The sequence below is a fragment of the uncultured Dialister sp. genome (assembly GCA_900314595.1).
Classification (GTDB): Bacteria; Bacillota; Negativicutes; order Veillonellales; family Dialisteraceae; genus Dialister.
In genome coordinates this window covers 19,646-34,132 of sequence record OMVW01000009.1, presented here as the reverse complement: position 1 = coordinate 34,132, position 14,487 = coordinate 19,646, and the positions used below count along the sequence as shown (strand labels likewise).

14 protein-coding genes are annotated in these 14,487 nt (G+C 49.3%); 8 read left to right on the top strand and 6 right to left on the bottom strand.

Translation table 11 applies throughout. The features are described from left to right. Positions 1-457: 457 nt before the first annotated feature. The 4 genes from QZN42_RS04590 to QZN42_RS04575 form a co-directional block, all read right to left on the bottom strand. Positions 458-973, bottom strand: a complete 516-nt coding sequence (locus tag QZN42_RS04590; RefSeq protein ID WP_296954695.1) for a hypothetical protein — start codon at positions 971-973, stop codon at positions 458-460. A gap of 265 nt (positions 974-1,238) precedes the next feature. Next, positions 1,239-2,126: an RluA family pseudouridine synthase gene (locus QZN42_RS04585; RefSeq protein ID WP_296954693.1), complete on the bottom strand. Its 888-nt coding sequence runs from the start codon at positions 2,124-2,126 to the stop codon at positions 1,239-1,241. Positions 2,127-2,135: 9 nt separating this feature from the next. Beyond that, positions 2,136-2,378: a hypothetical protein gene (locus QZN42_RS04580; protein ID WP_296954691.1), complete on the bottom strand. Its 243-nt coding sequence runs from the start codon at positions 2,376-2,378 to the stop codon at positions 2,136-2,138. Between the two features lie 10 nt (positions 2,379-2,388). Then, a complete protein-coding gene (locus QZN42_RS04575; RefSeq protein ID WP_296954690.1) occupies positions 2,389-2,625 on the bottom strand; it encodes a hypothetical protein in 237 nt (78 codons plus the stop codon). 186 nt (positions 2,626-2,811) lie between these two features. On the opposite strand from QZN42_RS04575, the gene QZN42_RS04570 reads away from it, so the two are divergent. The 3 genes from QZN42_RS04570 (at position 2,812) to QZN42_RS04560 (ending at position 7,891) form a co-directional block, all read left to right on the top strand. Next, positions 2,812-4,167: a sodium-dependent transporter gene (locus QZN42_RS04570; protein ID WP_296954689.1), complete on the top strand. Its 1,356-nt coding sequence runs from the start codon at positions 2,812-2,814 to the stop codon at positions 4,165-4,167. A 432-nt stretch (positions 4,168-4,599) separates the two neighbouring features. Next, positions 4,600-5,955, top strand: a complete 1,356-nt coding sequence (locus QZN42_RS04565; RefSeq protein ID WP_296954686.1) for a sodium-dependent transporter — start codon at positions 4,600-4,602, stop codon at positions 5,953-5,955. A gap of 679 nt (positions 5,956-6,634) precedes the next feature. Beyond that, a complete protein-coding gene (locus QZN42_RS04560; protein WP_296954685.1) occupies positions 6,635-7,891 on the top strand; it encodes a Glu/Leu/Phe/Val dehydrogenase in 1,257 nt (418 codons plus the stop codon). Between the two features lie 1,118 nt (positions 7,892-9,009). On the opposite strand, the gene QZN42_RS04555 is transcribed toward QZN42_RS04560, so the two are convergent. Next, on the bottom strand, positions 9,010-9,639 hold the full coding sequence (locus QZN42_RS04555; RefSeq protein ID WP_296954683.1) for a nitroreductase family protein: 630 nt from the start codon (positions 9,637-9,639) through the stop codon (positions 9,010-9,012). A 306-nt stretch (positions 9,640-9,945) separates the two neighbouring features. Here QZN42_RS04555 and QZN42_RS04550 point away from each other — a divergent pair, with 306 nt between their 5' ends. The 5 genes from QZN42_RS04550 (at position 9,946) to QZN42_RS04530 (ending at position 13,176) form a co-directional block, all read left to right on the top strand. Next, positions 9,946-10,887: a zinc-ribbon domain-containing protein gene (locus QZN42_RS04550; RefSeq protein WP_296954681.1), complete on the top strand. Its 942-nt coding sequence runs from the start codon at positions 9,946-9,948 to the stop codon at positions 10,885-10,887. Positions 10,888-10,979: 92 nt separating this feature from the next. Beyond that, the gene (locus tag QZN42_RS04545) at positions 10,980-11,393 is read left to right on the top strand and encodes a universal stress protein (protein WP_296954679.1); all 414 of its coding nucleotides are present in this window, start codon (positions 10,980-10,982) and stop codon (positions 11,391-11,393) included. 376 nt (positions 11,394-11,769) lie between these two features. After that, positions 11,770-12,198, top strand: coding sequence for a universal stress protein (locus tag QZN42_RS04540; protein ID WP_296954678.1), 429 nt, complete (start codon positions 11,770-11,772; stop codon positions 12,196-12,198). A 102-nt stretch (positions 12,199-12,300) separates the two neighbouring features. Then, on the top strand, positions 12,301-12,717 hold the full coding sequence (locus tag QZN42_RS04535) for a universal stress protein (RefSeq protein ID WP_296954676.1): 417 nt from the start codon (positions 12,301-12,303) through the stop codon (positions 12,715-12,717). Positions 12,718-12,732: 15 nt separating this feature from the next. Next, positions 12,733-13,176 carry a universal stress protein gene (locus QZN42_RS04530; RefSeq protein ID WP_296954674.1) on the top strand — a complete coding sequence of 148 codons (444 nt, stop codon included), beginning with the start codon at positions 12,733-12,735 and terminating at the stop codon, positions 13,174-13,176. Between the two features lie 374 nt (positions 13,177-13,550). Here the strand turns inward: QZN42_RS04530 and QZN42_RS04525 are convergent, their stop codons facing one another. Beyond that, on the bottom strand, positions 13,551-14,405 hold the full coding sequence (locus QZN42_RS04525; protein WP_296954673.1) for a LysR family transcriptional regulator: 855 nt from the start codon (positions 14,403-14,405) through the stop codon (positions 13,551-13,553). Positions 14,406-14,487 lie beyond the last annotated feature (82 nt).

Genomic DNA, 14,487 nt, shown 5'->3' with positions numbered 1-14,487 from the left:
CGTTGTTCGTTCTTCGTGAAGGCGGCGGCGCAGTAATTTCAAAAGCGCCGCCTTTTTTATTTCTTATATATTCCGTTTCAACTGCTTTTTATTGTATTGTTCATTTCATAAAAACTGGCACCCGAAAGGGCGCCGCCTTCCCGGGAGTCCCGGAAGGAATCACGATATTCCTGACACAAAAGTAATTGAAAATGACAGTTTCCCTCACCCTTTAGCTAAAACGACGCAGATGAGTCCTGCCAGGAAGAGGAAGATCATGGCAGGGAGGCGGTAGCTTTTGTAGAAGGGGTCTTCCTCGTATTCCTCTTCTTCGTCTTCCTCGGGACGGGGCGGACGGGCGTGGACTGTCTCGTAGTGGGAGGCGGGAATGAGGCCTTTATAAAAATCGGTCAGATACCTCCCGTAGTAAAGGGTTTCCTTGACGAAAAACCAGAAAATCGGCGTATAGAGGGGGACTTTATCTTTGGCGGCTAGGGTAGGAAAGGCCTTCTGTGACGAGAAGTCTCAGGGTATCGTCGCGGCTTTCTGCCTTTTCTTCTGCCCGGGCAGCCATGTACTCAAATTTTTCCTGAAGGGCCCTGATTTTTTCCAGGCTGTATTCTGTCTCCGGATTGTCCGGGAGGAGGGAAATATCTCCCACGCCTCTTCCGGGGTCCGCTTCCCGGATGAGAAGGTCCGGGAAATGTTCGTCCACTTCATCAAATCCCTGGTACAGATTGAGAAGGGGCGCATAGTCGCTGGCGTAATCTTTCAGTACGTGCCGGGCGATGTAGAGGCGGAAAAGGACATAGTCCGCCAGGAATGATTTCCAGTGGGACCGTTCCCTGTCCAGCATGACGATGCGCCGCTGCTTCAGAAACTCACGGAAAATCATATGGAGGGAGTAGCTTCCCTGGGGCTGGGCCATGTAAGAAAAGAAGGCCCGCTGGGAGACCGTATTGCCCATACTTTTCAGATAAAGCTCGTGGTCCATGGGTGCCTCCTTTCTAAAATCAGTTACATTTATTTTAAACCCGCCCGTCCGGATTGAACAGTAAAATTTCTGTATCATAAAAATAAAAAGGCCTCCTGCGGGGCCATTTTTTGATTGAAGCAGATGATGAAATATTTCCGGCGGGCGGAGAAGATTCCCAGAAAAATCTTCTTTTGCCCTTCCTGTTTCCATTATACATAAAGAGGAAAAAGAAAGTTAATAAAATTTGTCTATGATTGTCTATAGCGCATCCTCACAGGAAATTTCAATGGAAATATTTCTTCACGAAAGGCACATTTTCAAGGGTGATCGTCTTTCCGGAAAGGGAGACAAGGGGTCCCTCCATAGGGCCAAAGGTGGTCCGGCAGGCACAGAGGAGCTGCCGCCGTTCGCCGTAGGTCCGGTTCAGCACTTTTTCTCCGTACTTGTCATCTCCAAGAAGGGGGCAGCCGGCGTGGGCCATCTGGGCACGGATCTGATGGGTGCGCCCTGTGATGAGGCGGCATTCCACGAGGGACAGACCGTTTTTGACGGCCATTGTTTTATATTCGGTAATGGCAGTCTTCGAACCTTTCACCGGTTCATCGGTAATGTAGACCTGGTTTTTCCGGGCATCCTTGAAAAGCTGGTTTTCCAGTTTACCTGAAGGAGGCTTCAGGGTGCCGGTGACTACGCAGAGGTAGGATTTCTTCATTTTCCTTTCCCGGATGGCTTCATCCAGGAGGCGGCCCGTCTCTTCATCTTTGGCAAGGATGAGGATTCCGCTCGTATTGAAATCGATGCGGTGCACCGGATAGGCTTTCCTTTCACCCCGTGCAAGGAGCAGGGCATTCACCCTTTCCAGCATGGTATCTTTTTCTTTTCCCGTCACGTCGAGGGAAAGAAGGCCGGAAGGCTTGTTCACGGCAAGGATAAGCTCATCTTCATAAAGGATTTCCACCGGCGGCGCTTTTTTTCCGCCCTCCAGTACGTAGGAAATAAGGAGGTCTCCTTCCTCGAGGCGGTAGGAGGCTTCTTCTTTCTTCCCGTTCACTTTGATCTTTTTCGTGCGCAGCGCTTTCATGAAAAAAGAACGGGGCCAGCCTTTCTTCTCCATGAGGTAAGCATCCAGCCGCCGGCCTTTTTCTTTTTTCTTAATCGTCCATTGTTCCATATTGACCTCTTAATGGATGGTCCGCCTTTCCCGCGGACTTTTTGGAAACTGTCCCATCAGATTTTTCACGGCCAGTCCCGTAATCACGTCAAAGACTTCGCTTTCGTGTTCCCCTGCCACGTCAAAGGATCCGCACATGGCCTGGGACAGGGAAGCAATGAGGTAGTGGCACCTCGCTTTATCCATTTCTATGCTGATATGACCATCCTTGTGAGCGGTGACGTTCACCAGGGGATTTTTATTTCTTTTCATTCATTCTCCTTCAATGAATCTGCCTGGGGGATCCGGTGAATTCTTCTTCCCGGTAGCTCTGGGCCAGAATCTTCAGAAAGGCGGCTGCATCTTCTATATGATTTTCCGGTATGCCGTACATGCGGCATACGATAGAAGTCAGCACCGGTTTCAATGCCGGAAGGCTTTCATTTGCCCGGATCCGGTAATCGCCCTCAGCCTCATCAATCCGGATGACCAGCGGTTTCTTCGGAATTTCATCTTTCATGGCAGGCCTCCTTTTCTTTTATTATGGCATGTTTGAACGGGAATTGTAAATAGCCGCCCGGGAACCGGCCGGGGTGAAGATGCCGCACCAATGACAGAAAAATGAGGAAAGTCCTCTTTATAGTGGAAAAATTTTTAGAATAAGTATAAAATAATATGACGTATCATTATATTTGGAGGAAGTTATATGGACAATCGTGACAGTTTCAAGTCCCGTCTGGGATTTCTGCTGGTGAGCGCAGGCTGCGCCATCGGTATCGGGAATGTATGGAAATTTCCTTACATTACCGGCGAATACGGAGGAGCCGTGTTCGTTCTCTTTTATCTGGCTTTTCTTCTCCTTATGGGCATACCGGTCATGACCATGGAGCTGGCGGTGGGCCGCGCATCCAGGAAATCCGCAGTGCTCGGCTATAAAGCGCTGGAGCCGGCCGGTTCGAAGTGGCACATCCACGGGTGGTTCTGCATCCTGGGCTGCTACCTTCTCATGATGTACTATACGACTGTTTCCGGCTGGATGCTGGCTTATTTCTGGAAATTCCTGACCGGCACGTTTTCCGGAATTTCCCAGGAAGCCATTCCAAAAGTATTCGGAGCCATGCTGGGCAGTCCCTGGGAAATGGGTATTTTCATGGCCATTACCGTCTTTGTGGGCTTTGCCGTCTGCGGCCTTGGGCTTCATAACGGAGTAGAACGGATTACGAAATGGATGATGAGCTGCCTTCTCCTCCTCATCGTGGTCCTTGCCGTACACAGCGTATTCCTGGAAGGCGGCGGTCCGGGCCTTGAATTCTACCTCCTGCCTGACTGGAACCGTGCGGTAGAGGCCGGTCTTGGCAATGTGGCTTCCGCAGCCATGAACCAGGCATTTTTCACTTTGTCTCTCGGCATTGCGGCACTGGAAATATTCGGCTCCTATATGGCTGATGATTTCACCCTCACCGGAGAAGCCGTACGCATTACGGCCCTCGATACGTTCGTGGCCCTTCTTTCGGGACTCATCATCTTCCCGGCCTGCTTTGCCTACAACGTTCACCCGGATCAGGGACCGTCCCTCATTTTCATTACCCTTCCGAAAATTTTCGTGGACATGACCGGCGGCCGCATCTGGGGCACCCTCTTCTTCATCTTTATGACCTTTGCTTCCTTCTCCACAGTGACCGCAGTCTTTGAAAACCTCATCGCCTGCGCTATGGACAATCTGGGCTGGACCCGCAGGAAATCGGTCATTATCAACCTCGCCATCGTATTTTTCTTTTCCATTCCCTGCGTACTGGGCTACAATGTGCTCTCCGGTATGCACTTCATTGGGGCAAGGGACGTACTGGACAGCGAAGATTTCCTGGTATCCAACATCCTTCTTCCGGGGGGATCCCTCGTTTACCTCCTATTCTGCGTGACAAAGTACGGCTGGGGCTTTGACAGATACGCAGCCGAAGTCAATAAAGGCAGCGGACTTAAAATGCCTCTATGGATCAAACCCTATTTCCAGTTCATTCTGCCGCTTCTCATTCTGGTCATCCTCATCAGGGGATTGATGTGAGGTTTGCGACATTTTCAATGAATCTGACTTGATTCAATTGCGATTTTCGTTCTTCGTTGATCGTTTTTCGTTGTTCGTGAAGGTGCGGCGCAAAAATAAAAAGCGCCGCATTTTTTTATTGGATTTTTTCTAATACACTCATGGGCCGGGACACGAAGAAACGCTGTAAATGATTGGCTTGCACAGTTCCATATCCCGGGCGAACAACGAATAACGAATAACGAACAACGAAACAGACTGGCAGAATGATTGTTCAAACGGATCAATTTGTTTCCACTTTATTTCTTAATTAGAACGTTGTATAATAATTAAAGCTCTATGTCCTTTGAAACAGAAGGGCATCCTTTTGCGCGAAAATGGGAAGCACAAAAAAGAGCGCGGAAGCAGGCGCGGGTGTCTCCTGCTTCTTTTATTTATCCGGAGGATTGAAGAATGGAAGAAAGAGAAAGTTTCAGATCCCGTCTGGGATTTATCCTTGTCAGCGCAGGCTGTGCCATCGGCATCGGGAATGTGTGGAAATTCCCCTATATCACCGGTGAGTATGGCGGCGCGGTTTTTGTTTTATTTTACCTGGCCTTCCTGCTCCTTATGGGCATTCCCGTGGTGACCATGGAACTGGCGGTGGGCCGCGCTTCGCATAAAAGCGTACTCCGCGGTTTTCAGGCGCTGGAACCTTCCGGTACGAAGTGGCATATTCACGGATGGGTCTGCCTCATAGGCAGTTTCATCCTCATGGTCTATTACACGACCATTTCCGGCTGGATGGTGGACTATTTCTGGCGGTTCATCAACGGTTCCTTCAACGGCCTTTCGCCCGATGCGGTTTCAAAGGTTTTTGGAAATATGGTTTCCAATCCGCTGGAACTGACCCTTTTCATGGGACTTAACGTACTTGTGGGCTTTGGCGTATGTGCGGGAGGCGTGGCGAAGAGCCTTGAAAGAGTGACGAAAGTCATGATGCTGGGCCTACTGCTTCTGATCGTGGTACTGGCAGTGAACAGCATGACCCTTCCAGGCGGTGAGAAAGGCCTTGAATTTTACCTTCTCCCGGACTGGAACAGGGCAGTGGACGCAGGCCTTTCCAATGTGGCGGCTGCAGCCATGAACCAGGCCTTCTTTACACTTTCCGTCGGACAGGGCTCTATGGAAATATTTGCCTCCTACATGGGGAAAGACCATACCCTGGGCGGAGAAGCGGTACGCATTACGGCACTGGATACCTTTGTGGCCCTTCTGGCAGGCATGATCATATTTCCGGCCTGCTTTGCCTATGGCGTAGCACCTTCTGAAGGTCCGTCCCTCATTTTTGTGACACTTCCGAATATTTTCATCAATATGCCCATGGGCCAGCTCTGGGGATCCCTCTTCTTCGTCTTCATGACCTTTGCTTCCTTCTCCACAGTCACTGCTGTCTTTGAAGCGCTCATCGGAAACTGCATGGATGATTTCAACTGGTCCCGCAAAAAGACAGTCCTCATCCTGCTTCCTCTCGTCTTCTTCGGGTCCATTCCCTGCGTGCTTGGCTTCAACCTCTGGGGTGACGTCCATATCCTTGGAGCAAGAGGAGTCCTGGATAGTGAAGATTTCATCGTCTCCAACCTGGTCCTTCCGATCGGTTCCCTCATCTTCTGCCTCTTCTGCACCACAAAGTATGGCTGGGGTTTCGACAAGTATCTGGAAGAAACCAATACGGGAAAAGGCATGAAGATTCCGAAATACCTCTCCGCTTATTTCAAATATGTGCTCCCGGTGCTCATTGCAGTGATTATCATCAGGGGACTTGTATGAGTCATTTGTCGTTTACTGCGACCTGAGGCAGTTACGGTATTCGGGTCTTAGCCTCACCACGGCATGCCCCGGAAGAGTCTTTATCGAGATTTCGGGGCGCGGGGTTCGGGGTTCGTGAAGGTGTGCCGCTGATGCGGCACCTTTTTTTATGGGGATTTTGCGCAGGCAATTTTAAGGGAGTCAATTATCAGATAAACTGACCTGAGACAACTGCGGTTTTCGTGAGTTAGTCTCACCGCGGCACGCCCCGGTATTGGCTGTTTCGAGATTTCGTGATTCGTGATTCGTGGTTCGTGAAGGTGCGCCGCTTGTGCGGCGCATTTTTGATTGGGATTTTCTGCAGGCGGGTAATCCCGCATTACCCTGATGGTTCAGATTAAAACGCCTCAAAAGTTTCAAGTTCTTACCTTCATGCAAAAATCCTCCATTGCGAAGATGGTTCGCGTCGAAAAGCCTCAAAAACTTCAAGTAACTATCGGCAGGTTCATTTAAGAGTACTGCTATTCCAAATTTAAGAGGGTCTCTGTGCCAGCTATATAATATAGTCATAGTACAATGACTTCACCTTCTCAAAAAACTTAAAAAGTGTTATAGTATTCTTTGTGAGGTCTGGGCTCACAATAGAAAAACGAAGATAAAAGTGGGCTGAAGACCTGAATTTTATTCAGGAGGCGTAGAAATGGCAGATTACAATCCTTACAAAAACATGCTTGACGTGCTGGATAAAGCAGCAGCAGTACTGGGTTATAAGAAAGAGGACTATGAATTCGTCCGTTATCCGGAAAGGGAACTCACTGTGAGCATTCCTGTCCGTATGGATGATGGTCATGTGGAAGTCTTCTCCGGTTACCGCGTGCAGCATTCCACAGCCCGCGGCGCAGCCAAGGGCGGCATCCGTTTCCATCCGCAGAGCGATGAAAATGAAGTCAAAGCACTGGCTGCATGGATGACGATTAAAAATGCCATTGGAAATATTCCCTACGGCGGGGCTAAAGGGGGCATCCGCGTGGATCCGCACAAACTGTCCCAGAGAGAACTGGAAAGACTCACCCGCGGTTATGTGCGTAAAATTTATCCAATCATCGGACCGGACAAGGATGTACCGGCACCGGATGTCAATACGAACGGCCAGATCATGGCATGGATTGCTGATGAATATGCAGCCCTTTCCGGCAGCTGGCAGCCGGGCGTAGTGACCGGCAAACCTCTTTCCACCGGCGGATCTCTCGGCAGAAATGAAGCCACCGGCCGTGGTCTCATGTTCACCCTGGAAACCTGGTGCGAAAAGAGCCATAAAAAAATGAAAGATCTGACCATGATCGTCCAGGGCTTCGGCAACGTAGGCTCTGTCGGTTCCCTCCTCATGCACCAGAAAGGGGTAAAAATTACCACCATCGGAGATATCAATGGAACCTGGCACAAAGAAGCAGGCCTTGATATCGAAGCCATGTACGAATATGCAAACAGCCACGGTCGTTCCCTCAAAGGTTACACCGAAGAAGGGGCAGAAATGATTCCGGATTCTGAACTCTTTGCCCAGAAGGCAGATGTCATTTTCGTGGCAGCCATGGAAAACCAGCTGAACGAAAAGACCATGAAGAAAGTACAGGCACCGCTCATCCTGGAAGGAGCAAACGGGCCGACCACCGAAGAAGCAGATGCTTATTTCGAAGAAAAAGGCATCGAAGTCCTGCCGGATGTCATGAGCAACGTAGGGGGCGTAGTTGGCTCCTATTTCGAATGGGTACAGAACCGCACCGGTTACTACTGGACGGAAGAAGAATATAACGAAAGACTCCAGAAAAAGATGCGCCAGGCCTATGAAGACGTATATGCGCTGAAAGAAAAATATCACGTCACCTATCGTCTCGCAGCTTACATGCTGGCCCTCCAAAGAGTCGTGGAAGCACAGAACACGAGGGGATTTCTTGGTTGATGCATTTCAGCATATGATGTGCTGATTCATCAGTCAGTTTCGTTGTTCGTTGTTCGTTGTGGTGGGCCGCAACAGAAAAAGGCGGCCCATTAAGAAATAAAATTTAATAGAGACAACAAAAAGCAGGTATCTTTGAAATTTCAGAGATTCCTGCTTTTTGACTTTATATCCATTCCCTCGCCTGTGCAAATTCCCCATATATCATCGCGCCGCATCAGTGGTGCACCTTCCCGATTACCCCGATCACCCCGAACGCCCCGGCCACCCCGAAACAAAAGTCATTACAAAGAAAGCCAACTCTTCATTTTAACAGTTTGAGATATTAAAAAGGCCTCCCCCTGCGGGCAGGGGAGGCCTTTTGGAACCCGGGAAAAGCGGGTTCCCATGAATGTCAGGGGAAGGAGGGGATTCAGAAGCCTTATCGTGATCGTTGGAGTTCTCAAGTATTGCGGTAATTCATCTGACTATGAATAAACAACGATTGAGGATGGATACGACATATGAATGGGGTTTATATGCAGACCACGATAAGGATTCCCCTGACAATGTGGTGGAGATAAATCCCTTTATCTCTACTTTTAGTATAGCAGGAAATATTTTTGAATCAAATATTAAATACGGATGTTTCTATCTGTGAGGTGTGCATTTTGGTCATAGATGGTTTGTGAGTGGAAATCCGGGGAAAAATGATGATAAACATAGTGCAGTTCGTTCTTCGTTACTCGTTCTTCGTTGTTCGTTAAGGATATGGTTTCCTGCGGAAACCAATCTTTTATAGTACGCTTCGCGCACGGCCTGAGACCAATCTTAACGGTTTACGGAGAGAGATTCTGCATTCTCCGCATAGCTATTATCCCTGACACGACACTCAGATGCAACGCTTGATGGGATTTAAGCCATTTCTGCAAGTACCTTGGGCACACCCTATCCGTCAGCTTCGCTGGCACCTTTCCCTCAAGGGAAAGGCATGGGGCTATTCCCCTCGGTTCGCTTTCCGTGAAGTATTTCCAAATAAAAAGAAGCGCCTTTACAATTTCAAGGCGCCCACCTTCACGGACCACGGACCACGAATCACGAATCACGAAGAACGAACAACGATCAACGAAGAACGACGAGTCTTATTTTTCAATCCAGTTATCCGGATAGTCTCCCCGGTATTCCACCACTTCTTCCAGCGGTTTTCTGGGCATGGGGCGGATTTCCTTATCCGTATAGCCGAAGGCGATGGCTGCCGCCATTTCCCCTTCAACGCCGAGCCATTCTTTGAGTTCGTCATAGGCGAAGAATACGTTGCAGGTCCACAGGCTTCCGATATGTCTGGCTGTGGCTTCGAGGCACATGTTCTGGATGGCTGCTGCTACGGACTGGATGTCGGAGATTTCCATCATGTGTTCCGGAATGGAGAGATTTTTCCTGTAGGAAATCCCTTTCGTATTGAGGACGAATACGATGACCGGCGCCTGTTCCAGCACTCTTGCGGTGTAGATGGCGGAAGGAATGAATTTCGCATAGTCTTTGCCGAACATAGCGTTTTCCGCGCCTTCCCTGTTTTTCTGAATGCCTTCCTTCAGCTTTTTGATCATGGCTTTTCTTTCATCACCGCGGACGACGATGAATTTCCAGGGCTGCTGGTTTTTTTCGGAGGGCGCCCAGCAGCCGGCTTTCAGTATTTCTTCCAGGTCTTCGGCAGGGATGGGTTTCTGGAGGAAATGGCGGATACTTCTTCTCTTGTAAATTTCTTCAATCATTTGAAAGTCCTTTCATTATCGTATATTTCAGGGTACCGGATTTTATTTTTCAGGCATAACATGACAATTATAGTGCTTTATAGACTCTGAGTCAACCTTCCATTTATGGATTGCCTTTTATATTTTCCCGGCAGAGGAAGTATGATGCGGACCGGGCGTCACTGTTTTTCTGTATCTGATTATAAAGTATTTTTTTAATTGCGGCCCGTTATATTTATGGGGAATCTAAAAAAGAAATGATATAATTTTAGTAGAGAAGTTTGGAACGATTGGAAATTCATTCTTTCCATGAGGAAGGAGAACCGTATGGATCAGAGGGAATTTCATTGTCCTTTCTGTGGGGAAAGGATTGAGGAAGGTGAAAAGTTCTGCGCCCGGTGCGGGAAGCCCCTGGACTGGGAAGCCATTAAAAAGGACAGGGCCTGCCCGAAGTGCGGCGCTCCTTATGAAGAGGGCGACCGTTTCTGTCCTCAATGCGGCGCTTCGCTGACGGAAGAAATCAGAGAAGCAGAGGCACCCGGAGAAAAGTCGGAGACTCCGGCATCAGAAGAGAAAGAGGAAGCGGAAAGCAGGGATTCTTCCGGAAAGACGATTTTCGGAGAGACTCCTGCGCCCGTTCCTTTTGAAATGGAAGAAAAGAAACCGGATATTTCAAGGGAAGAGCCTTCTTTTGAAAATAATGCCTACCGGGATGATTCTTCCCGCTATGACTATACGAGGACCTATGGAGAAGAAAGTCTGTCGGACAAGCTGGACCATATCCTTGAGCGCTGGAGCCCGGCAAATTCCGACGGCTTTTCGGATACTTCCTTCCGCGGACGGTTTTTCAATTTCGTGGGCCGTTTGAACCGCTGGAGGTATTTCATTTGGGGCATCCTCCTCTGCGTATTCTTTTTTGTCTTATATGCAGTCATTATGCTTGGCCTTGCAGGGACTTTCCTTGCCGCTTTCGCTTCCGGGCAGGGAGCGTTATTCCTTGTGGGGCTGCTGATGTTCTTTGTATTCCAGCTGCCCTTCTATGTGGCTGCCCTTTCCCTTTCTATCCGGAGGGCTCATGATCTGGGGAAGAGCACCCTCTTCGGCTGCCTGTATCTTCTGAACCTGCCCCTTTCCTTCGTGCTGCAGACGATTGACAGCCGGGCTCTGGCCTTCATCGTGGCCGTGGCCTACTTCGTATACGGTATGTACCTGCTCTTTGTAAAGGGAACGGAAGGGCCGAATAAATACGGCCCCGATCCGCTGCGGTAAATTTTTCAGGCAGAGAGAAATCATTTGTTATATAATTAAAAATAAATTAAACATATTTATAAATGGGGAATATTTTTTAAGGAGGTCTTATTATGGAGATCAAAAAGATTCTTGTCCCTGTAGACGGTTCGAAACCTTCAGCCCGCGCTTTTGACTGTGCCTGCACCATGGCAAAGGGGATGGGTGCAAAGCTCGTTCTGCTGAACATCGTCATCATTCCGGGCTTCCGGGTAGAAGTAAAGCCGGAAGATATCGAATATGTAACGAAAAAAGGCCGGGCCGTAGTCGATGCGCTGGCTGAAAAAGCTCCGGAAGGCGTAGATATCGAGAAAAAGGTGGAAATCGGTCTTCCCACCAACGATCTCGTCCGCATTGCAGATGAAGAAAAAGTGGACATGGTCGTCATGGGCAACAGCGGCAAAGGCGCTATTTCCTCCTTCGTCATCGGCAGTGTCAGCCATTATACCCTGCAGCATGCCAACTGCCCGGTAGTCATTGTGAAATAAGGAAAATGGCAGCGAAAAGCCCGATTGTGCAAATCATCGGGCTTTTTGATTGGCAGAAACCGGATTGGGGATTTCGGATTGCGGATTGCGGGGAGGTGGCGGCCCTGACGGGCCCCAGAATTTTTCTGGGGATTGCTGACAGGCAGAGTCATCTGACAGTGTTCCTTCTGCAAAGCCTGTGTGAAAAAAGTGCCGGGACGGGGTGAGAGCAGCCTGGCTAAAAACTAAAAACTAAGCACTAACCACTAACCACTAACCACTAACCACTAATAACTTTTCTTTCCATTTCCTATTCAAAAGGCTTATTTCTCAATAGGATTTTAATGTTATATAATAGAAATGAAGAAAGAAAATTTTTTTAAAAGGAGGTTTTACCATGGAAATCAAAAAGATTCTTGTCCCTATCGATGGTTCCGATGCATCTGAGCGCGCTTTGGGCTATGCCTGCTCTCTGGCGGAAAAGGGAGGAGCCGTGGTCACCATGCTCTACGTGGTGGAGGCAGATGTGCTCTTGTTCCCCGTATACCGGGTGAACCTGTCTGAGTCGGATGTGGATTCGGTGAAGAAGAAGGGAGAAGAAATCCTTGCGCTCTTTGGCCGTGATGTGCCGGAGGGGACGAAAGTCGAAAGGAAAGTGGAAGTCGGCATGCCCGGCGCATCCATCGTCCGGGAGGCAGAGGCGGGAAAAGCAGACCTCATCGTCATGGGAAACAGCGGCAAAGGTTCTGTTTCCTCCTTTGTCATGGGGAGCGTCAGCCATTATGTAGTCCATCATTCCTCCTGCCCTGTGCTTATCGTCAAATAGTTTCAGGAAATATTGTCCATCAGTGACCGGCCCGGATTGCGGGAAAGGGCTGCATGAAGACTCTTTGCTTCGGGCCGTTTGTTTCATAAAGGAGGTCTCACTATGGAAATCAAAAAAATTCTTGTTCCTATCGATGGTTCCGATCCTTCGGAACGGGCTTTTCAGGAAGCCTGCTTCCTGGCAGAAAAAACAGAAGCAAAGATTACCATGCTCTATGTGATGGACCCGGAGGCCCTCATGCCTGCCTACAAGGAACTTCCGAAACATCCGGAGGATCCGTTCATTAAAAAAGGCGAGGCAATCCTGGACGTGTATCTGCAGGATGCGCCGAAGGAGGTGGAAACGGAAAAGAAAGTGGTCTTCGGCGTGCCAGGCACTTCCATCGTGAGGGAAGCAGAGGATAAAGATCTCATCGTTATGGGAAACAGCGGCAAAGGGTCGATTTCCTCCTTCGTCATGGGGAGCGTCAGCCACTATGTGGTCCACCATTCGGAATGCCCCGTACTTATTGTGAAATAAGCGGAAGGAATCTGTATGAAAACAAAGGAAATCAAAAAAATCCTCGTTCCTGTGGACGACTCAAAAGCTTCAGCCCGGGCTTTCCGCTATGCCCTGGACCTTTCGAAACTTTTTGAGGCACAAATCCACCTCCTCTATGTGGCGCCTATTGCGGGCATCACTTCAGCCGATTATACCATCCATATGACGAAAGAACCCGATGATGCAAGTCCTTTGAAATTGAAGGGATCCGCGGTCCTGGCCGGTCTTACCCGGGACCTTCCGGCGGGAGCAAAAGTAAAGACCGATGTGCTCATGGGAGTACCGGAAGTAATGATCGCCATTACGGCCGAAGACGATGAGACCGATCTCATCGTCATGGGAACCAGCGGCAAGGGAGCCTGGAACTCCATGCTCACCGGCAGTGTCAGCTACTATACCATTCATCATGTATCCTGCCCGGTGCTGGTGGTGAAGTAAATTCAGGCATTTCTCAGATCCTTTGACCTGAGGCAGCTCCGGTATCCGGGTTTTGACCTCATTTTCGGCACGCCCCATTCGAGGCAGTCCCGAGATTTCGGGGCGCGGGATGCGGGAAGGTGTGGTTTTCCTTCGGAAAACCAATCATATATTGCGCTTTGCCCGCGGGTTTCCGGCCTCGCGGGATGGGAAGGGACATTATTTCAAATGAAAAGCAGTCGTGAGAAAGTTCACGGCTGCTTTTTGATTGGAATTTTTGAGGAAAGTGAGGGTGTTCTACCAGCTAAATATTAAAAATTGGTCTGAGTGCTTAGTTTTTAGTGCTTAGTGCGTAGTTATCTGATGTCAATCAACTAACCACTAAAAACTAGAAGCTACACCGCCTTTTTCATATATTCTATAAATTTTTCCAGCGCCGGGGAAAGTACTTCCGGCACGGCCATGCCCAGTTCGATATACTGGGGCGGGTCCAGGGGAAGGACTTTGACTTTTCCCTGCCAGGAGGCGGACATGAGGCGGTTGTTGAGGGAAATGCCAAGGCCTGCTTCCACCATTTTATAGGCGGTATAGTTGTCGATGGAAGTGAAGATGACGTTCAGGTGAAGGTGCTCTTTTTGAGAAAGATGCCAGATGTCCGTTTCTTCGCCCGGAAGTTCATCGATGAAAGGTTCTTTTTCCAGCTGCTTTAATGGGAAGGCGGGAAGTGATGCCAGGGGATGATTCATGGGGAGCCATGCCATGAGTTCGTCCTGAAGAAGGGGAATCCATGGACCTTCATAGGACTGGCGGCTGATGATTGCCAAGTCCAGCTCTTTTTCGGCCAGGAGATGGCGGAGTTCTTTATTTCCTGCCTGAACCAGATGAATCCGGATGCCGGGATATTTTCTGCGGAAATCGGACAGGACGGGAGGCATGAGGTTGGCAGTTACGCTGAAAAAAGCGCCGATGGTCAGCTCTCCTGTTTCCAGTCCCCGGATGTCTGCACTGACGTCCCGGATAAGCTGTTCCTGCCGGACCATTTCTTTCAGCTGCGGGAGGATCCGCGCTCCTTCTTTCGTGATCGTTACACCCCTTGCCGTGCGGAGGAGGAGGGGAAATCCCGTATCTTCTTCCAGACTGTGTATGGCCCGGAGGATTCCTGAAGGCGTATACCCCAGGATATCGGCGGCTTTGGACATGCTTCCCTTTTCCAGGGTGGTGAGAAGAATCCTGCATTTATCTGTGTCCATAAAGACTCCTTTGAATTTTTATCATATCTATTATGAAATAGTCGCTATTCCGTCACAACTGACTCTATAGTACCATGGAAAC